Origin of the sequence: Halomonas piscis (assembly GCF_031886125.1) — a bacterium.
GTDB classification, from domain to species: Bacteria; Pseudomonadota; Gammaproteobacteria; order Pseudomonadales; family Halomonadaceae; genus Vreelandella; species Vreelandella piscis.
In genome coordinates this window covers 2,406,799-2,426,064 of record NZ_CP119391.1, presented here as the reverse complement: position 1 = coordinate 2,426,064, position 19,266 = coordinate 2,406,799, and the positions used below count along the sequence as shown (strand labels likewise).

Genomic DNA, 19,266 nt, shown 5'->3' with positions numbered 1-19,266 from the left:
ACGCTTACAAAAGCCAGCTGTCGACGCTGTGCGGCGCGCGCTTTTCCTGCACGCCCTTGAAGCCCTTGACGCAGCGCACGATAAACCACACCGCCAGCGCCAGCAGCAGCGGAAAGCCGATAACGATCAGCGTCAGCAGCGTCGCGACGCTGGCGTAGAGCAGGCCGATCCAGAAGGTGCGGATCTGGTAGCGGTAGTGCTCGTCGAGCCAGGCCGGGCCGCTGCCGCCGTAGGTATAGGCGATGACCACGCCGATGACGGAGGTGAAGCCGACCACAAAGCTGGCCAGATAGAGCGCGTACACCACGGTGACCATGGTGGTGTCCGGCGAGCGGGGCGACTCGCTTACCACCTCTCCCTTTCCGGGAGCCTGCTGAGGGGCACCCTCTTTCATATGCATAACCTCTGTTGTTTCGCAGGCGCCGTCCAGGCGGCCGCCCGGGCATCATGATACCCGGGCGCGGCGCCGGGTTCACCGGTAGGCGTCGTCTTCCGGCGGGATTTTTTCCGGCTGGCGCAGCGGGCGGGCAACTTCCAGCAGGTTGCCGTCGGGGTCGCGCAGGTAAACGGACTCGATGGGGCCGTTGGCGCCCTGGCGGTCGACCGGCCCCAGCTCGATATCGATGCCCAGAGCGTCCAGGTGCTGCTTGAACTCGGTCAGCGGCAGCTGGCAGCGTAGGCACAGATCCAGGCTGCCCGGGGTCGGCGTGGCCGAAATGGGGGCGATGTCGGTATCGGTCTGATGCAGGCGCAGGGCCGTGTCGCCAAGCATCAGGTCCACGCGCTGGGCGTCGCGGTAGCGCACATCCAGCCCCAGCACCCGGGAATAGAAATCCACGGCGCGGGTAATATCGGTTACCGTGATGACCAGATGGTCCAGTCCTGAAAGCATGGCACTTTCCTTGCGTCAAAAGGCGTAAAGCGAAGCGTATACCGTCAAGAATACGCTGCCGGGGCATTTTGACGCAAAAGCCTTGCTCCGCGCCGGGCGCGGCGGAAAGCGCAGGCATCCAGGTCTGTGCTTGCGCGCTGGACAGAAGCTTGACGATCAGACGATAACGGAGGTGGGGAGACGAATGAGCGCAAAGACAGAGACTACCGATCACCTGGGTGCGGCTGATAGCGTCGTTGCATGGCACCGCCATGAGGGCGTGGTGCGGCTGACCGTCAACCGGCCCAAGGCGCTTAACGCCTTGAACGAAGAAGTCATCGAGGCTCTGGAAACGGCCCTCGACGCCCTGGAGCGCGACGCCGAGCTGCGCGGGGTGCTGATTTCCGGCGCCGGCGACAAGGCCTTTGTGGCCGGCGCCGACATTACCCGAATGCGCGAGCTGACCGCCCCCGAAGCCCGGGCGTTTGCCGGCCGCGCCCAGACCGTCCTCAAGCGCCTGGAGCGCCTGCCGGTGCCGGTGGTAGCGCTGGTCAACGGCTTTTGCCTGGGCGGCGGCTGCGAGCTGGCGCTGGCCTGCGACTGGGCGGTGGCAGGCGACAACGCCGTGTTCGGCCAGCCGGAAGTTCAGCTGGGCATCATCCCCGGCTTTGGCGGCACCCAGCGCCTGCCGCGCCGGGTCGGGCCGGCCATGGCGCTGGAGCTGGTGACCACCGGGCGCAAGATCGACGCGGCCGAGGCGCTGCGCATCGGGCTCGTTAACCAGGTGATGCCTCAGGCGGAGCTTGATACTTACGCCGAGACGCTCGGCGATGAGCTCCGAGCCAGCGCGCCCGGCGCCGTGGGCACCGCCAAGCGTGCGCTATACGACGGCATGGAGCAGCCGCTGGACAGCGCGCTGGCGCTGGAGACAGGCCTTTTTGCCCTGTGCTTTGCCGGCGACGAGCAGGCCGAAGGCATGGCGGCGTTCGTGGAAAAACGCCCGGCTCGGTTTTGATCCGGATTTTTGCCCGCCGACCCCGGGAAATTTACGGCAAATCATGCTTTACTGAAGCGTTTTTTATCCCCTTGTCAAGGAGAGCAAGGCATGATGCCGATCCGTCAAGCGCTACCCCTGGCCATGGCGGCCAGCCTTGCCGCCGTCGCGTCGCCGGCAGTGGCAAGCGACAGCAAGGCCTTCAGCTTCAAGATTGCCAACGACGGCATGATCAGCAACGACGACGGCCACTACACCAGCGGCGTGGCGCTTGGCTACAGCTTTGCCCCTGACGCCGACCACTGGAGCCAGCGTGTGTCCCGGGCGCTGCCCAACGGGCTGATCGAGCGCGCCGAGCGGGCCGAATACCGGCTGACGCACAAGATCTATACGCCGGACAACATCAAGACCTCGGCGCTGATCGAGGATGATCGCCCCTACGCCGGGCTGGTGTACGGCGGCGTTTCGCTGTTCGGCACCGACGCCACGGTCCGGGGGCGCGTGACGACGGATCTGCATCTGGACCTGGGCATGGTCGGGCCGTCGTCGCTTGCCGACAGCATTCAGCAGGAGGTGCACCGCCGGCTGGGCAATAACCGCCCCCAGGGATGGTCGCATCAGCTCGGCGACGAGGCCATTGTCAACCTGGGCGTGCAGCGCCAGTGGTGGCAGGAAACACCGCTTGCCGGCAAGCAGCTGGCCTACGGGCCCGCCGCCGGCGTCGCCCTGGGCAACCTGCACACCTATGCAAGCATCGGCTACAACGTGCGCTTTGGCGACGAGGCGAGAAGCGTGCCCAGTCTTTCGCCCCGTTCGTCCAGCAGCGCGGGGTTTGACGCCGAGAAGGGGTGGCGCTGGTATCTGTTCGCCGGGACGGAGGGCTACTACGTGGCGCACAACCTCCTGCTCGACGGCAACACTTTTTCCAGCAGCCATTCGGTCAGCCGGCGCGAATGGGTGGGAGATCTCTCGGCCGGCCTGGCCCTGGGATGGAACGACTGGCAGGTGCGCTTTGCCGCCGTGCAGCGCAGCCGAGAATTTCGCGGTCAGGATGACCCCGACAAGTTTGCCGCGCTGACGCTGGGCAAGCGCCTGTAGGCGCCGCGCCAGCGTCAGCGGCTCAGCGGGGCGCCGGGCGGCTAGCCGATCTTGTCCTGGGTGCGGTGCTCGAAGTCGCTTGAGTCGTGGCGCTCCAGCAGCTGCTCGTGGGGCTCGCCGAAGGAGCGGTTGACCATGCAGCCGCGCTTGACCTCGGGGCGCTCGGCGATATCCCGGGCCCAGCGCATGACGTGCTGGTATTCGTGGGTCTGGAGGAACTCGGTGGCGTCGTATACCCGGCCCAGCGCCAGCTGACCGAACCACGCCCAGTTGGCAATGTCGGCGATGCTGTAGGCGTCGCCGTTGAGGTAGCGGGTTTCCGCCAGGCGCTGGTTGAGCACGTCGAGCAGGCGCTTGGTCTCCATGGCGTAGCGGTCGATGGGGTACTTCATCGCCTCCGGCGCATAGGCAAAAAAGTGGCCGAAGCCGCCGCCGACGAAGGGCGCGCTGCCCATTTGCCAGAACAGCCAGCTCAGCGTTTCGGTGCGCGCCGCGGGGGCTTTTGGCAGCAGGGCGTCAAACTGCTCGGCGAGGTACAAAAGGATGGCGCCGGATTCAAACACCCGCTGGGGGCTGTCCTGGCCGTGGTCGACAAGCGCGGGGATCTTGGAGTTGGGGTTGGCCTCGACAAAGCCGCTGCCGAACTGGTCGCCCTCGCCGATATCGATGAGCCAGGCGTCGTATTCGGCGTCGTGGCCAAGGGCCAAAAGCTCCTCGAACATGATGGTGGCCTTGACGCCGTTGGGCGTGGCCAGGGAGTAAAGCTGAAAGCGGTGCTGGCCCACCGGCAGCTCGCGGTCGTGGGTGGCGCCGGCGGTGGGGCGGTTGGTGCCGGCAAACTTGCCGCCGTTACCGGCTTCCCACTGCCAGACACGGGGCAGGGTGTAGGACGTATCGCTCATGGTGATCTCCTGTGATAGCAACGGGGTCGAGGACTCAAAAGTTGGCGCCCCATGCCGTGACCTCGGCTAAAAGCCGGCGTGGCGTCGGGCAGCTTTAGAGGCATAACATATGCCTGCCAAAGCCGCAAAAAAGGAGAGGCGCGACGCGCGCAGCCTGAGCGGCGACAGGCGTCTGCCGTCTTGATAAAGCCCCGGCTTCGCTGCACGATGGGCTTTGTTGCCGTGACCTGTCGCCGCGCACGGCGGCAGAGCGGCCGCCAATCGGCTACGAATAACGCTAAGCTAAGGAGTATCGCTATGGATCGTCATGCAAGCGCACACTGGGAAGGCGGACTGAAAGACGGCAAGGGTACGGTCTCGAGCGAGAGCGGCGTCCTCGACGCGCGCCCGTACAATTTCGGCCAGCGCTTCGAGAATGAAAAGGGCACCAACCCCGAAGAGCTGGTAGCGGCGGCGCACGCCAGCTGCTTTTCCATGGCGCTGTCGATGGTGCTGGGCGAAGCCGGCTACACGCCGGACGCCGTCGATACCCAGGCAAAGGTTACCCTTCAGGAAGGCGACGGCGGCTTTGAAATCCCCACGATCCACCTGGACGTGACGGCAACGGTGCCGGGTGCCGACGACGCGGCGTTCCAGAAGGCGGCCGAAGGCGCCAAGGAAGGCTGCCCGATTTCCAAGCTGTTTAACGCCAACATCACCATGAGCGCCACGCTGAAAAACGCCTAGATTGACGCCCAGGCTTCATCGGTTCTCGCCTCCGGGCGGGACTACGCAAGTGCAAGGCCCTGACGGTCGTCAGGGCTTTTTTGCGTTTGGCAGGGTGGCCCGGCGCCGGCGAGGCGGATAGGTGCGCAGCTCGCCGGCGGGGCGCCGGGTCATGTCGATATCCATGCCGTAGCCCCGAGCGAGCAGCTCCACCAGCATCATCGCCGACAGGCCCCAGATCACGTAGTCGTCGACCCGGTAGCTGGGCACGTAGTAGCGGCGCCCTTCGGCAGTAATGACGTCGGTATGGGTGCGCCGGTCGTCGAGAAAGTACGCCAGCGGCACTTCGAAAATGGCGTCGAGCTCGTCAGGCTCGGCTCTGAGCGGCAGGTCCGGAGGAATCACGCCGACCCAGGGAGTGACCTGGAGGCCGTGGAGCGACACCAGGTCCGACAGCCGCCCAAGCGAGGTGACCTGGCTCGGCGCCAGGGCAATTTCCTCTTCGCTCTCGCGCAGCGCCGTGGCGTAGAGGTCGCGGTCGCCGGGGTCGCGCTTGCCGCCGGGAAACGCTACCTGCCCGCGGTGGGTGGTCAGGTGCAGCGCGCGGCGGGTAAACAGCAGCGTGGGCTCGGCGCGGTCAACAATGGGCAGCAGCACGGCGGCCTGGGGCAGGCCCAGGTGGTCAAGCGTGGGCGGGCGGTACGCTTGCAGGCGCTGGCGCAGGGTGTCTAGCATGGGCGGCTGTCTCTCGCGGCGCTCATATGTCGGCCAGCTGCCAGACATCAAAGGCCGGCTCTTCATAGGGGTGGGCGAGCCTGAGAGCGGCAACGGCGGCGTGAATCACCTCGTCGTCGCAGGCCAGCTCTACCCTGAGCTCCTCGACCCGGGTCAGCGAGTCGACCTCGCCGATGTGCGGCTCGGCACCGGCCAGCGGGCGGAACTGCCCGGTGCCCCGGGTTTGAAAACAGCACGCTTCATAGTTGCCCTGGCGCCCGGCGCCGGTTTCGAATACCGCTTCCTTGACGCTTTCAGCCGCGTCCAGCGGCACGTAAAAAGCCAGCTTGTACATATTTGCCTCCCGGCATTAGTGAGGGATAGCAGCTATCTTGCCAAAAGTGCGGGGTAAAAAGCGACGCTCGCCGGGTCTGACAAAAAGGAGACTGCCCATGGAGGCCGGACTGCGCGCCCTGCTTGAGGAGCAGGGAGTGAAAGCCACCGAGACGCCCCGCCTGATCAGCGCGGGAGGGAACAATGCCGTATACTTTCTGGCCATCGCCGAGGGCGAGCTTATCGCCAAGAGCGACGCGCCCGAGCAGCTGGAGGGCGAGGCCGATGGGCTCATGGCGCTTGCCCGGGCCGCCAGCGGGCTAATCGTGCCCGAGGTAGTCGGCTGCGGCCACGGCTGGCTGTTGACCGAGGCGCTGGAAACCGCCGGCGGCGGTGACGAGACCGCGCTGGGTGAGGGGCTGCGCCGACTTCACCAGACGTCGTTCAGGGAGCACGGCTGGCACCGCGACAACGCCTGCGGGCAGACGCCCCAGCCCAATGCGCCCATGGCGGACGGCCGCGCCTTTCAGCGGGAAAGGCGCCTGCTGCCGCTGGTGGCGGCCTGCGCCCGGCTGGAGCTGCTGGACCCAGAGACCCAGCGGCGCATCCGCCGCCAGGCCGAGACTCTGGAAGACTGGCTGACGCCGGCTGCACCCCGGCTTGTTCACGGCGACCTCTGGGCCGGCAACGTGCTTTATACCCCGCGCGGCCCGGCGATGATCGACCCGGCGGTATACGCCCACTATCCGGAGGTGGACCTGGCCATGCTGACGCTGTTCGGCGCCCCGGGTAGGGCATTTTTCGACGCCTACTGGGACGGCGCCGCGCCGGCGGACTGGCCGCGGCGCGAAGCGCTGTTTCAGCTTTATCCGCTGCTCAACCATGTGCTGCTGTTCGGCACCGGCTACCTCGGTGGTGTGCGCCGGGCGCTTTCCCGGTTGGAGCGCGCCGGCTAGCGGCGAATCAAGCGGTGACAATCGTGCAAAAGCGCTGTGCTTGCCGCGCTAACATGCGATAATGTATGTAAGTTCCGGCCCTCCCGGCCAACCTGAAACCGATCATCATGTAACGAGGAAGACGTCATGCTGCGACAGCCCCTCACATCTGCCCTGACCACGGCGCGTCGCGCGCTGCTGCCTTCGCTCATCGCGGCGGCCTGGGCGACGCCGGCCCTGTCGGCGGATCTTTTGACCATCACCCGGGACGCGCTGGACAACAACGCCGCGCTGGGGTCCGCCGAGGCGGTGACGGAAAGCACCAGGGCCGCCCGGGACGCCGAACAGGGCAACTTGCTGCCGCAGATCAACGCCCAGGGTAACGCCGCCCACAGCGAGCAGTTCGAGCGGCAAAGCCGTCAGGGAGCGCCCGGCATGCCGGGGGCGGGCTCTCAGGACGACAGCGTCAACAGCGCCAGCCTCACCCTCGAGGCCACCCAGGCGCTGTTCGATGCCCTCAACAGCCGCGAGGTGACCAAAGCCGAGCGCCAGATTGATCAGCAGCTTTACCAGCTGGCCGCTACCGAGCAGGAGGTGCTGATCAACGTGGCATCGGCCTACTTCGAGATCCTCCGCGCCCACGAGATCCTCGAGGCCCGTCGCGCCCAGGAGCGCGCCATCGGCCGCCAGCTCGAGCAGGCCAAGGAGCAGTTTGACGTCGGCCTGATCGCGATTACCGAGGTGGAAGAAGCCCAGGCGCGCTTCGACCAGTCCCGGGCCGAGCGCATCGCCGGGCAAAGCGATCTTCAGGTCAGCTTTGAGGCGCTCGAGCGCCTGACCGGCAAGCGCTATTCAGACGTGGAAGCGCTGGGCGACGACATGCCCATTCAGGTACCGACCCCGGATGACCGCCAGCACTGGGTCGATCTGGCGGTGGAAAACAATCCCCAGGTGCTGGCTAGCCAGGCCGGCGTCGAGGTCAGCCAAAGCAACGTCGACATTGCCCGGGCCAACCGCCTGCCTACGGTCAGCGCCTTTGCCAGCTACAACTACGACGACAACGACGCCGACGGCGTGGACGGCTATAACTCCGAAGGCCAGGTCGGCGTGCAGTTCAGCCTGCCGCTTTATACCGGCGGTACCACCACCTCGACGATTCGCCAGAACACCTTCCTGCTGGAGTCCAGCCAGTACGACTTTGAAGACCAGCGCCGCGAAGCCGTCCAGCAGGTGCGCTCGCGCTATACCCAGGTAAGCAACAACGTCTCCACGGTGGATGCACGCCGTCAGGCGATCGTCTCCAACCAGAGCGCGCTGGACGCCACCCGGGCCGGCTATGAAGTGGGCACGCGCAACATCGTCGACGTGCTCGACGCCGAGCAAAACCTCTACAACGCCATGGCCGACTACGCCAGCGCCCGCTACGACTACGTGATCAACCTGCTCACGCTGCGCCAGCAGGCCGGCGTGCTGGACGTCGATGCGCTGGAAGAGGTCAACGGCTGGCTGAGCGCAGACAGCGTCAGCTTCACCCTCCCCGAAGAAAACGCGGATAGCGTGACCCGCATCGGCGAGCGGCCGACGCGCGACTCCTGAAGCATCAGTTCGCTAAACACCGGTTCGCTGCCGCAGGCCTGACGGGGTGGCGTTCATGTTTACATTCATGTGTGTATGGTTGTAGGCTTTGCACATTCTGTCAGGGCGTTAACGGATACAAGGACATCATGAAAACGACGTTGAGTAGAGTTGGCCGCGCGGCCGCCGCCGTGGGAGCCAGCGTATTGCTGGCTGCCTGCGGCGGCGAAGAGGCCTCGGATCAGCAGGGCCAGCAGGGCGGCGAAGAGCAGGGCAAGCCCCGATCCGTCGAGGTCACCACGCTTGAGCGCCAGGACGTCGCGCTGGAGAAATCCTATCCGGCCCTGCTGCGCAGCGATGACGAAGTCACGCTGGTGGCGCGGGTGACCGGCACGCTGGAAAAAAGGCTGTTCGAACCGGGCCAAATGGTCGAAAAGGGCGACACGCTCTACCGTATCGAGCCCGACCGCTACCAGACGGCGGTTAACCAGCGCAAGGCCGATCTGGAAAGCGCCCGCGCCAAGCTGTCGCGCGCCCAGCGCGACGCCGAGCGCTTTGAGCGCCTGCTCAGCCAGAACTCGGTGAGCCGCCAGCAGTACGACCAGGCGCTGGCCGATCGGCGGGTGGCCCAGGCAAGCGTAGCCCAGGCCTCGGCGGCGCTGGAAAGCGCCAATATCGATCTCGACTATGCCGGCGTGACGGCGCCGGTATCGGGCATGATCAGCCTGAGCATGGTCAACGTCGGCAACCTTGTCGACTCGGGCACCAGGCTTGCCACCATTACTCCGCTTGACCCGCTGGAAGTGCGCTTTCAGCTGCCCCAGAAGGATGCCTATGAGCTGCGCCATCAGCTGAAAGACGGCGCCGATATCGAGAGCATCGGCGCCCGGCTTGAGCTGCCGGGCAGCGACACCGGGCTTAGCGGGCATCTGGACTTTCTCGGCGCGCGGGTAGACGAAGCGACCAGCACCGTGCAGGCCAACGCCAACTTTGCCAACCCTGACGGCCAGGTGTTGCCCGGCCAGTACGTGCGCGTGCACCTGGAAGGCCTCAAGCGCTACGACGTGCTGGCGGTGCCGGAAATTGCCCTGACCCAGGGGCTGATGGGCCCCCAGGTCTTTGTTCTTGACGAGGAGGACAAGGCACGCGCCCAAACCGTGGACCTTGGCGACCTGGCCGGCCCCTGGCAGATTCTGCGCGACGGCGTAGAGGCCGGCGATCGCGTGGTCGTGGGCGATCCGGCCGGACTCAAGCCCGGCACGCCGATCAAGCCGGAATCCTTTGACGGCGATGCGGGCGCGCTGATGGAAGAGGCCAGGGAAGAAAAGCAGGCCGAAGAGCAGCAGGAGAAACAGGAAGCCCAGGAGGCACAGCAGGAGCAGCAGCAAGCGCCGGGTGAAGACGCCGAGTCGTCAGCGGATACCGAACAGTCCCAGGCCGCGGCGGATGACGAGGACGCGTCGTAATGAATTTCTCCAACTTCTTCATCAAACGGCCGATCTTTGCCACGGTCATTGCCATTATCCTGACCGTGATCGGGGTCATGAGCATGCGCGTGCTGCCCATCGAGCAGTACCCAAGCATCGTGCCGCCCACGGTGTCGGTTAGCGCCCAGTTCCCGGGGGCCGATGCCGAAACCGTGGCGCAAACCGTAGCGGCGCCGCTGGCCGAGTCGATCAACGGCGTCGAGGACATGCTCTACATGACCTCGACCAGTGCCGACAACGGCTCGATGAGCCTGTCGATCGCCTTTGACATCGGCACCGACGGCGACATCAACACCATCAACGTCAACAACCGGGTGCAGGGGGCGCTGTCCCAGCTGCCCGAGGCAGTTCAGGACCAGGGCGTACAGGTCGAGCTCAGGTCAAGCTCGATTCTGATGATGATCGCAATGACCTCGCCCCAGGAAGACTACGACCGCGTCTACCTGCAGAACTACGCCACGCTCAACATCCTCGACGAGCTGCGCCAGGTGCCAGGGGTCGGCGAGGCCGAAGTACTCGGTGGCGGCGAGTTCGCCATGCGCATCTGGATGGACCCCAACAAGCTGTCCCAGTATGACCTGACGCCGGCCGAGGTGGCCACGGCGATTCGCTCGCAGAACACCGAGGTGCCGGCGGGCAGCCTGGCGGCCACGCCCCAGAGCGAGCCCCGGGCGTTTACCTATACCATCACCGCCGGCGGGCGGCTGAACAACGTCGATGATTTCCGCAACATCGAGCTTCGCACCAACCCCGACGGCTCCTCGCTGACCCTGGAGGACGTCGCCCGCGTCGAGCTGGGTGCGTCGTTCTACGGCGTCGAGGCGCGGCTGAACGGCGGCACCATGGCGCCGATCGTCATCAACCAGCAGCCCGGCGCCAACGCCCTTGAAACCGCCAAGGCGGTCAAGGACACCATGCAAGAGCTCGAGCAGCGCTTCCCCGAAGGGCTCGACTACGTGGTGCCCTACGACACCACGCTGTTTATCGATGCTTCGGTAGAAACCGTGCTGCACACCTTCATCGAAGCCTTCCTGATCGTCGGCGTGATCCTGTTCATCTTCCTGCAGAACTGGCGCTTTACCGTGATCGCCATGTCGGTGGTGCCGGTCTCGGTGCTGGCCACCTTCGCCGGTTTCTACATGTTTGGCTTTTCCATCAACCTGTTGACGCTGTTTGCCCTGGTGCTGTCGATAGGCATTGTGGTGGACGACGCCATTCTGGTGGTGGAAAACGTCGAAAGGGTGCTCGGCGAGGAGGACCTGACCGTGCGTCAGGCCACCGTGCGCGCGATGCAGGAAGTCGGCGGGCCGATTATCGCGACGTCGCTGATCATGGCGGCGGTGTTTGTGCCCGTGGCCTTCCTCGGCGGCTTTACCGGGCAGATTTACCAGCAGTTCGCCCTGACCGTGGCGATTTCGGTGGCGTTCTCGGCGCTGATGGCGCTGACGTTTACCCCGGCGCTGTCGGCGATTTTCATCAAGAACAAGAAAGATACAGAAGAGACGAAAGCGATGCGCGCGCTGCATACGCCGCTGCGCCTGTTTGACCGTATTTTTGCCGGCATCACCGCCGCCTATATGGCTGCGGTGAAGGTGCTGGTGCGCTTCTGGGGGCTGGCCCTGCTGCTTACTGCCCTGGTGGGCGGGGCGACCTGGTGGCTTTATGAAACCACGCCGGCCACGCTGGTGCCGGAGACGGACCAGGGTATCGTGCTGGCTACCGTATCGCTGCCGGACTCGGCGTCGCTGACGCGCACCCGGGACTACATGTCGCGGCTTTCCGAGCGTATCGAGGAGATTCCCGGCGTAGAGTATTCCTCGGCGGTAGCCGGTTACGACATGCTGTCAAGCGCGGTGAATACCGCTCGGGGCATCATGTTCATCAACATGGACGACTGGTCCGAGCGTGACCTGACGGCGGAGCAGCTGGTAGGCAAGATCATGCAGCTGGGCGCCGAGACCGACGGCGGTGAAGCGATGGCGTTCAACGTGCCGCCAATTATCGGGCTCTCCACCACCGGCGGCTTTACCGGCTATCTGCAGTCGTTTGGCGGTGCCTCTTCCCAGGAGCTCTACGAGGCTTCGCTCAAGGTCATGCAGGCGGCCAACGAGCACCCGGGACTCAACCAGGTGTTTTCCACCTTCAACGTCAACGTGCCGGGCTACCGGGCCGAGATCGACCAGCAGAAGGTGCTGGGCTATGGCGTATCGCTGACGGACTTGTACTCGACGCTGTCCAACACCTTCGGTAACGGTTTCGTTAACTACTTCAGCTACCAGAACCGCAACTTCCAGGTCTATCTGCAAAACGAGGACGAGTTCCGCAAGACGCCGGACGATATTGGCAACGTCTATGTGCGCGGGGGCAACGGCGAGCGTATTCCGCTTTCCGAATTCGTGACGCTCGAGCGCCAGACCAAGCCCTCGGTGGTATCGCGCTTCGGGGTGTACCTGGGCGCGCAGTTCCAGGGCGAGCCGGCGGAAGGCTACAGCTCTACCCAGGCCATCGACACCATGGAAGAGATCGTTCAGGAAACCCTGGGCGATGAATGGGGCATGGGCTGGACCGGTACCGCCTACCAGGAATCCACCCAGGGGGGTGCGGCGACGCTTGCCATCGTCTTCGGCCTGCTGATGGTGTTTTTGATCCTGGCGGCCCAGTACGAAAGCTGGTCGCTGCCGCTGGCGGTGCTTACCGCCACGCCTTTCGCCCTGTTTGGCGGCATCGGCGGGGTGGCCCTGCGCGGGCTTGACAGCAGCGTGTACGTCGAGATCGGCATGCTGGTGGTCGTGGGGCTGGCGGCGAAAAACGCCATCCTGATCGTGGAGTTTGCCGAGCTGCAGCGCAAAGAAATGGGCAAAAGCATTCGCGAAGCGGCGATCATCGCCGCCGAGCTGCGCTTCAGGCCCATCGTGATGACGTCGCTGGCCTTTATCCTGGGTACGATGCCGCTGGCGCTGGCGACCGGGGCGAGCGATACCAGCAGCCACCACATCGGCACCACGGTATCGGTCGGCATGGCAACGGTGGCCGTCGTCTCCAGCTGCTTTGTTCCCAGCTTCTACGCCATGATTGCCGGCGTGGCCGACTGGGCCAACCGCAAGCGCGGCGCAGGCGGCGACCAAAGCACCGAAGAAGACAGCAATAATACCTCGGCATAAAACCTGAAAAGCGCCTGCGCCGGACGCGCAGGCTCATATAGCAGGCTTATATGAAAGAAATGAGCACCGGCCATTGGGTCGGTGCTTTTTTATGTCGGCATGCCGGCAAAGCCAAGCCTTAAAGTATATAAGCGGCTTGTGGGCTATACTGGAAACGGCAAGAGATGAATGGAAGGGGGCAAGATATGGAAAACGTCAACGCGCTTTTTATCAGCTTTCCGATGATCGTGTTCAGCCTGCTGGTGCCGCTGGTAGTGCTTTATTGGCTGCTGGCCACCGTGCGGCTGGTGCCGGTCGAGCTTTTTGAGCGCGATAGCCTCAGGCACGAACACACCGCAAGCACGCTGGTGTCGCTTGGCTTTGCCGGCGTGCCGGCGACCTTTGCGCTGAGCGTGCTGATCGTTTTAGCCGGGTTGATCACCCTGGCCGTTGAGTTTTTCGTGCTCAGTCGGCTGTCGTTGGGGCTGTTTCGCGTGCCGTTGGGTGTGGCCGTGCTGTGGGCAGCGTTTGCGCTGGCGTCACCGCTGGCGGCGCGCCTGTGTCATAAAACCCACCGCTGGTTCCACGGTCAGCGCCGTACGCTGCTCGGCGAGATGGTGGAAGTCACCAATGAGGCGGATGCCGACGGCTGGGCCGATGCCGTCCTGCTGAGCGACCGTAGCTGTTACGTACGCCTGCACGGCAAGCGGCAAAGCGGAAGGATACCCAAGGCCGGGGAGCACCGGGTGCTGGTCAAGTTTATCGCCGGGGAAAACGCCTACCGCAGCGTCACCGAAGATGCCTACCGCGATGCTCGCGCCCACGCCCGGCGCCTGACCCTGCAGCGCAAGACGTCGTCGCATCACCTGTAGGTCCGCGGGGGAGGGTTGCGCTGCATCAGGGCCAGCTGGGTATCAATCAGGCGTGCCCCTTCGCGGCGAATCGAGTAGCTTTCGTGGTTGCGCAGCCAGTCGTGAAACAACCCGGCCAGCATGGCCTGCATGATCTGCGCGGCCACGTCCGGCGCCAGGCAGGGGCGCAGCTGGCCGAGCTTGTCGGCCATGTTGAAGTACTTGAGCAGCGCGCCGCAGGTTTCGGCGGACATTTCGTTTTGCATGGCCAGCGGGTCGATGTCGCCAAACGTTTCGCAGTGGTGCAGCAGGATGGAATGCACGCGCCGGTAGCGCGGCTGCTCCAGGTGCGCAAAGCCGTTCAGGCAGGCCAGCCGCACCGCTTCCAGCGGTTGTTGGTCGAGGGTGGTATCGTCGAGCTCTTTTACCAGGTCTTCGAAGGGCAGGCGCACGCGCTGGAGCATGGCGTGAAAGAGATCTGCCTTGTTCTTGAAATGCCAGTACACGGCGCCCCGGGTCATGCCGGCGTGGCGGGCAATCTGGTCAAGCGAGGTGCGGGCGACCCCGTGCGCAATGAACATGTCTTCGGCGGCGTCCAGCAGCGTTTCCCGCGTGGCGGCAGCCTCGGCTTTGGTTTTTCGGGCCATGGGTCGAGCAGCCTGAAGAGTGGGTACGGCCGCCCCAGTTTACCCCACCGCCGGAATTTTTACATTCAAAAGTGTATGGATAACGCTCATCATGACAGGCAGACCTTCACCCAGACCTTCATCGGCGCGCGCCTTTTCAGCTGGGTCGGGAAAGCGTGGCCCCGGGCACGCGCCGACAGATCGACGTGCCGGTAGCGCGGCTTTATACCCATACGCCGCTGAATATTCCGGTAGAGGTGGTGCACGGGCGCCGGGAAGGACCGGTGCTGCTGGTATGCGGCGGCATTCACGGCGATGAAATCAACGGCGTGGAGATTGTCCGCCGGCTGCTCCACGTCAAGGCCATTGCTGCCCTGCGCGGCACGCTGATTGCCGTGCCGGTGGTTAACGTCTTCGGCTTTTTGCAGCAAATCCGTTATTTGCCCGACAGGCGCGACCTCAACCGCTGCTTTCCCGGGAGCGAAAGCGGCTCGCTTGGCGGGCGTATCGCGGCGCTGTTTTGCGAACAGATCGTCGATCACGCCACCCATATCATCGATCTGCATACCGGGGCGCTGCACCGCACCAACCTGCCGCAGATCCGCGCTCGGCTAACGCCGGGTAGTGAAACCGAGCGCATGGCCGAGGCTTTCGGCGCTCCGGTCGTGCTCAACGCCGAACTGCGCGACGGCAGCCTGCGCCACTACGCCCAGCATCGCAACACGCCGGTGCTGACCTACGAGGCGGGGGAGGCGCTGCGCTTTGACGAATGGGCCATTGCCCCGGGCGTTAGCGGCGTTCTGCGCGTCATGCGGCGGCTGGGCATGCTCACCGGCACAGGGCGCCGTCGGCCCGCGCCGGTTGAGGTGGCCAACGGTTCGAGCTGGGCAAGGGCACCCATCGACGGCATCCTGCGCCCCGGCGTGCGGCTCGGCGCGCGAGTGGCCAAAGGCGATCTGCTGGGCCGGGTAGCCGGCCCTTTCGGCAATAACGTCACCGAGGTGCAGGCGGTAGCCGACGGCATCGTCATCGGCATGAGTCGCCTGCCGCTGGTCAACGAGGGCGAAGCGCTGTTTCATATCGCCCGCTTTGACGCCATCCACGAGGCCGAAACCGCGGTAGCGTCATTTCAGTCGCAGCTTACGCTGCCGCCGGCGCTTTGACGCGGCCCAGCGCATCGTCGTAAACGCTCAGGCCGGCGCCTTCACGGTGGGCGTTTTCGGCCAGGTGCCGGCGGAACTGGCGCCCGCCCGGGCATCCCTGGAATAGCCCCAGAGTGTGGCGCGTCACGTGGTTGAGCCTGGCGCCCTCGGCCAGGCGCTTGGCGATATAGGGGCGAAACGCCAGCGCCGCTTCCATGCGCTCGGCCGCCGGATTGGCCTCGCCGTAGAGGCGGCTGTCCACCTCGGCGAGCAGCCAGGGGTTCTGGTAGGCCTCGCGGCCGACCATCACGCTATCCACCCGCTCAAGCTCGTCGGCACAGGCGTCGAGGGTTTTCAACCCGCCGTTGAGGCCGATGTGAAGCGCGGGGTGGCGCATCTTGAGCCGGTGTACCCGAGCGTAGTTGAGCGGCGGCACGTCGCGGTTCTGCTTGGGAGAAAGCCCTTGAAGCCAGGCCTTGCGCGCGTGCACCGTGAATGTCCTGCAGCCGGCATCGGCCACGGTGGAGACGAAGCGCTCCAGATCTGCGTCCTCGTCCTGATCGTCGATACCGATGCGGCACTTGACCGTCACCGGAATCGACGCTGCCGCCTGCATGGCCTTTACCGCCGCGGCGACCTTTTCCGGATGCGCCATCAGGCAGGCGCCGATCAGGTTGTTCTGCACCCTATCGCTTGGGCAGCCCACGTTGAGGTTGACCTCGTCGTAGCCCCAGGCTTCGGCAACGGCCGCGCACTCGGCAAGCTCCCCGGCATCGCTTCCGCCCAGCTGCAGCGCCAGCGGATGCTCCACCGCGTCGTAGCCCAGAAAGCGCTCCCGGGGCGAGCCGTAGAGAAGGGCCCCGGTAGTAACCATTTCGGTATACAGCAGCGCCCGCCGGGTCAGCGTCCGCGCAAACGCCCGGTAGTCTCGGGTGGTCCAGTCCATCATCGGCGCGATGGAGAAGCGGCGCGCGGCATTGGCCGGGTGAGCGGCGGTCGTGTTCATGGGCATTTTCAAAAGCGATAGCGGATGGGCGTTCAGCAACGAATGGCGGGTATTCTACGCAATAACAGGGAGGCAGGACAAAAGCCCTGTTTCTGTCGCTTGCCGCTAACCACGGCTTAATCCGCTGCGGATAGCATGGGCGTCCCTGTATTCTGGTGCCATATTGCAGCTGTAAGGAGCTTCGGGTGTTATCACTGACGTTGGGGCCGCTGGCCGTTTCCGTGGGTCAGGCGCTGATCGTGCTGGCGTTTCTGGTGGCGCTGATTGCCGGCAAGATTTCTGCCGGGCGCCGGGATGTCGCCATCAGCGATACGATTATCAACCTGGCGCTGGTGGGCGGGGTGGCCGCGCGGCTTGTGTTTGTCGGGCGCTATTTTTCAAGCTACGGGATGGATCCGCTGGCCTGGATCGATATTCGTGACGGCGGCTTTGACCCCGTGGCCGGTGTGCTGGCCATGGCGGCCTACGGCGTTTATCTGGGCTGGCGGCGCGGTGCGCTGCGCCGGCCGCTTTTCATGGCGGCGTTTGCCGGGCTGCTGACCTGGGGGCTGACCGGCGGTGCCATCAGCCTGATCGAAAATCAGGCAAGCCGGCCGCCCCGGGCCGAGCTTCAGACCCTGGACAGCGCCAGGGTAGACCTTGCCAGCCTGCAGCAGCAAGCCAGCGGCAAGCCGATGGTGGTCAATCTCTGGGCGACCTGGTGCCCGCCGTGTCGCAAGGAAATGCCGATGCTGGAAAAAGCCCAGCAGGAGCGCTCCGACGTGCTGTTCGTCTTTGCCAACCAGGGCGAGGCGGCCCCCACCATCGAGGACTTTCTCGACCACGAATCGCTGGTGCTGGACAACGTGCTGCTGGATCTCAAGGGCGCCATTGGTCAGGAAGCCGGGTCGGCGGCGCTGCCGACCACGCTGTTTTATGACGCCAGCGGCAAGCTGGTGGACACCCACCTGGGCGAGCTTTCCCGGGCGACGCTGCGCCATGCGCTCAGGCGCACCGCGCCGGATGCCTGACGCCGAACTCTCCGGGGGCCGTGCTGCCCTGATAGAATGGCAGCCGGGTTTTCCGGACGCGGCCTGACGGCGGTAACCCCTGGGCCGTCAGGTTCCACTCCCCACAGCAAGATGATACCAGCCATGCTTTTTCTTTTTTTCCTCGGCGCCGGGCGGCGCTTCTGCGTGCGGGCGCTTGGCGCGGCGCTGATTTTCCTGCCGGTTGCGGCTTTGGCAGAAGCCTTGCCCGCAGGCCACTATGAGCTGCCGGAAACGGGCAACATGGTGGGCGAGATCTATCACATCACGGTCCAAGAGGGGGATACTCTGCTCGATATTGCCGCCGAGCAGCAGGTGGGCTACGAAGAAATCCGCCACGCCAATCCGGATACCAGTCTGTGGGCGCCGGAGCCCGGCACCGAGGTGACCATTCCGGCGCGCTATATTCTGCCGCCGGTACGTCGGGAAGGGCTGGTGATCAACCTGGCCGAGCTGCGGCTGTATTACTTTCCCGCTACCGCAGAGGGCGAGACGCCGACCGTGGAGACCTATCCCATCGGGATTGGCCGGGACGGTTACGACACGCCGCTGGGGGTTACCAAAACCACCATGAAGCTGGAAAATCCGGCCTGGTACCCGCCCGATTCCATCCGCCAGGAGGCGGCGGAAAAGGGCGACGCGCTGCCCTCGGTGGTGCCGGCCGGGCCGGACAACCCGCTGGGCGAGCGGGCGATCCTGCTGGACCTGCCCGGCTATCTGATCCACGGCACCAACCGTCCGGACGGCGTCGGCATGCGCGTCAGCCACGGCTGTATCCGCATGCGCCCGGACACCATCAAGAAGCTGTTTTCCCGGGTGGGCGTCGACGAGCAGGTCAACATCATTGACATGCCGGTGAAGATCGGCCGCGACGGCGAGCGCTTCTATCTGCAGGCCTATCCGCTGGACGAGCAGAAAGCGGGCATGGACGCGGTGATCCGCGCACTCGACGAAACGCCCGGCGCCCGGGAGCAGGTGCTGGATTACACGCGCCTGAAGGCGGTGCTTGCCGCCAGCGACTGGCAGCCCGTGTCGCTGGCGCCGCTGCCGGAGGCCGCGATCGAGACTCGGGCGCAGCCCCATCGCTGGTACAATGCGTTTCGCGACTGGCAGCAGTCGCTGAAAACGAAACGGGATGAAACCGAATCGCGCGATGGCGCGTAAACGGAGGCAGCCATGCACAGAGGGCGTGCGCTTATCGGGTATTCGCTGATGCTGGCCGCCGTGCTGTGGCTTGCGAGCTGCGGCGATAGCGAAGACTCCGCGCCCCGGAGCACAGCCGAGAACCCCATCGGTAACGGGGCGGCGGAGCAGACGGCCTCGTCGCCCAAAGATGCCGAGCCGCTCAAGGTAACCATGAGCGCCGAAGTGACCATGCGATCGGATCGGCGGCTGAAAGTGACCGGGAGCAGCAATCTGCCCGACAGCGCTCAGCTGCTGATCGCGATTGAGCGAGCGGCCAGCGGGGCGCGCTGGCAGGAGCGCGCCCGGGTGCAGAACGGGCAGTTCCGAGCCGGGCCTCTAGGGTTTGGCAGCGGCGTGCCGGACGGCGACTACAGCGTTCGCGTACAGCTGTCGGAAGCCGGCGTGCAGCCCGCGGCGGTACGTCGGCGCATCGGCGATGAAGGCGAGCGGCTGGCAGGCGAGCTGGTGCGCGAAGCGCCCCACGGGCTGGGACAGATCGCGGTGTATAGGCGCGCCTTCTCGATCGGCAGCGAGCTCAGGCACAGCGAGAAAGACGAGGGCGTGCGCTATCTCGAGGGCGCTTCCCAGGACGCTTCGCAAAACGCTCCCCAGGATTAGGCAGGCGCGTCGATAGTCGCCCTCAACCCGTTGTGCCTGCTGTCCGTTACGGCAGC

The 19,266-nt window shown here is 65.1% G+C and carries 19 protein-coding genes; 12 read left to right on the top strand and 7 right to left on the bottom strand.

Annotated features, from left to right (window positions below):
- Positions 1–4: 4 nt before the first annotated feature.
- Positions 5–394: a DUF4870 family protein gene (locus P1P91_RS11395; RefSeq protein ID WP_311882740.1), complete on the bottom strand. Its 390-nt coding sequence runs from the start codon at positions 392–394 to the stop codon at positions 5–7.
- A 78-nt stretch (positions 395–472) separates the two neighbouring features.
- A complete protein-coding gene (locus P1P91_RS11390) occupies positions 473–892 on the bottom strand; it encodes a VOC family protein (protein ID WP_311882737.1) in 420 nt (139 codons plus the stop codon).
- A gap of 184 nt (positions 893–1,076) precedes the next feature.
- Between P1P91_RS11390 and P1P91_RS11385 the strand changes: the two genes are divergently transcribed.
- Both P1P91_RS11385 and P1P91_RS11380 read left to right on the top strand, forming a co-directional pair.
- Positions 1,077–1,886 (top strand): enoyl-CoA hydratase-related protein, encoded by an 810-nt coding sequence (locus P1P91_RS11385; protein ID WP_311882736.1) that lies wholly within the window; start codon positions 1,077–1,079, stop codon positions 1,884–1,886.
- A gap of 90 nt (positions 1,887–1,976) precedes the next feature.
- The gene (locus P1P91_RS11380; RefSeq protein ID WP_311882735.1) at positions 1,977–2,963 is read left to right on the top strand and encodes a lipid A deacylase LpxR family protein; all 987 of its coding nucleotides are present in this window, start codon (positions 1,977–1,979) and stop codon (positions 2,961–2,963) included.
- A 41-nt stretch (positions 2,964–3,004) separates the two neighbouring features.
- Here P1P91_RS11380 and yghU read toward each other — a convergent pair whose 3' ends face one another.
- Positions 3,005–3,865 (bottom strand): glutathione-dependent disulfide-bond oxidoreductase, encoded by an 861-nt coding sequence (yghU, locus tag P1P91_RS11375; RefSeq protein WP_311882733.1) that lies wholly within the window; start codon positions 3,863–3,865, stop codon positions 3,005–3,007.
- A gap of 297 nt (positions 3,866–4,162) precedes the next feature.
- Here yghU and P1P91_RS11370 point away from each other — a divergent pair, with 297 nt between their 5' ends.
- Positions 4,163–4,591 carry an OsmC family protein gene (locus P1P91_RS11370; protein WP_311882732.1) on the top strand — a complete coding sequence of 143 codons (429 nt, stop codon included), beginning with the start codon at positions 4,163–4,165 and terminating at the stop codon, positions 4,589–4,591.
- A 69-nt stretch (positions 4,592–4,660) separates the two neighbouring features.
- Here the strand turns inward: P1P91_RS11370 and P1P91_RS11365 are convergent, their stop codons facing one another.
- Together P1P91_RS11365 and P1P91_RS11360 are read right to left on the bottom strand one after the other, a co-directional pair.
- Entirely contained in the window at positions 4,661–5,305 is a 645-nt protein-coding gene (locus tag P1P91_RS11365; RefSeq protein WP_311882731.1) for a CoA pyrophosphatase, read from the bottom strand.
- A gap of 22 nt (positions 5,306–5,327) precedes the next feature.
- Positions 5,328–5,639 carry a YqfO family protein gene (locus P1P91_RS11360; RefSeq protein WP_311882729.1) on the bottom strand — a complete coding sequence of 104 codons (312 nt, stop codon included), beginning with the start codon at positions 5,637–5,639 and terminating at the stop codon, positions 5,328–5,330.
- A gap of 97 nt (positions 5,640–5,736) precedes the next feature.
- Between P1P91_RS11360 and P1P91_RS11355 the strand changes: the two genes are divergently transcribed.
- From P1P91_RS11355 to P1P91_RS11335, 5 genes are all read left to right on the top strand, one after another.
- A complete protein-coding gene (locus tag P1P91_RS11355; protein ID WP_311882728.1) occupies positions 5,737–6,573 on the top strand; it encodes a fructosamine kinase family protein in 837 nt (278 codons plus the stop codon).
- Between the two features lie 126 nt (positions 6,574–6,699).
- Positions 6,700–8,148, top strand: coding sequence for a TolC family outer membrane protein (locus P1P91_RS11350; protein ID WP_311882726.1), 1,449 nt, complete (start codon positions 6,700–6,702; stop codon positions 8,146–8,148).
- A gap of 128 nt (positions 8,149–8,276) precedes the next feature.
- The gene (locus tag P1P91_RS11345) at positions 8,277–9,593 is read left to right on the top strand and encodes an efflux RND transporter periplasmic adaptor subunit (protein WP_311882725.1); all 1,317 of its coding nucleotides are present in this window, start codon (positions 8,277–8,279) and stop codon (positions 9,591–9,593) included.
- Positions 9,593–12,775, top strand: coding sequence for an efflux RND transporter permease subunit (locus P1P91_RS11340; protein WP_311882724.1), 3,183 nt, complete (start codon positions 9,593–9,595; stop codon positions 12,773–12,775). The genes P1P91_RS11345 and P1P91_RS11340 overlap by 1 nt, the downstream gene beginning before the upstream one ends.
- Positions 12,776–12,960: 185 nt before the next feature.
- Positions 12,961–13,626, top strand: a complete 666-nt coding sequence (locus P1P91_RS11335) for a hypothetical protein (RefSeq protein WP_311882723.1) — start codon at positions 12,961–12,963, stop codon at positions 13,624–13,626.
- Here the strand turns inward: P1P91_RS11335 and P1P91_RS11330 are convergent.
- The gene (locus tag P1P91_RS11330; RefSeq protein WP_311882722.1) at positions 13,617–14,252 is read right to left on the bottom strand and encodes a TetR family transcriptional regulator; all 636 of its coding nucleotides are present in this window, start codon (positions 14,250–14,252) and stop codon (positions 13,617–13,619) included. The two genes, P1P91_RS11335 and P1P91_RS11330, sit on opposite strands and share 10 nt — an antisense overlap.
- A 155-nt stretch (positions 14,253–14,407) precedes the next feature.
- On the opposite strand from P1P91_RS11330, the gene P1P91_RS11325 reads away from it, so the two are divergent.
- Positions 14,408–15,394, top strand: coding sequence for a succinylglutamate desuccinylase/aspartoacylase family protein (locus tag P1P91_RS11325; RefSeq protein ID WP_311882721.1), 987 nt, complete (start codon positions 14,408–14,410; stop codon positions 15,392–15,394).
- Here the strand turns inward: P1P91_RS11325 and dusA are convergent.
- The gene (dusA, locus tag P1P91_RS11320; protein WP_311882720.1) at positions 15,372–16,379 is read right to left on the bottom strand and encodes a tRNA dihydrouridine(20/20a) synthase DusA; all 1,008 of its coding nucleotides are present in this window, start codon (positions 16,377–16,379) and stop codon (positions 15,372–15,374) included. The genes P1P91_RS11325 and dusA overlap by 23 nt on opposite strands.
- A 185-nt stretch (positions 16,380–16,564) precedes the next feature.
- Here dusA and P1P91_RS11315 point away from each other — a divergent pair, with 185 nt between their 5' ends.
- From P1P91_RS11315 to P1P91_RS11305, 3 genes are all read left to right on the top strand, one after another.
- Positions 16,565–17,389 (top strand): TlpA disulfide reductase family protein, encoded by an 825-nt coding sequence (locus tag P1P91_RS11315; RefSeq protein WP_311882719.1) that lies wholly within the window; start codon positions 16,565–16,567, stop codon positions 17,387–17,389.
- Between the two features lie 123 nt (positions 17,390–17,512).
- Positions 17,513–18,571, top strand: coding sequence for a L,D-transpeptidase family protein (locus P1P91_RS11310; RefSeq protein ID WP_311882718.1), 1,059 nt, complete (start codon positions 17,513–17,515; stop codon positions 18,569–18,571).
- 12 nt (positions 18,572–18,583) lie between these two features.
- On the top strand, positions 18,584–19,210 hold the full coding sequence (locus P1P91_RS11305) for a hypothetical protein (protein ID WP_311882717.1): 627 nt from the start codon (positions 18,584–18,586) through the stop codon (positions 19,208–19,210).
- Positions 19,211–19,266: the final 56 nt, after the last annotated feature.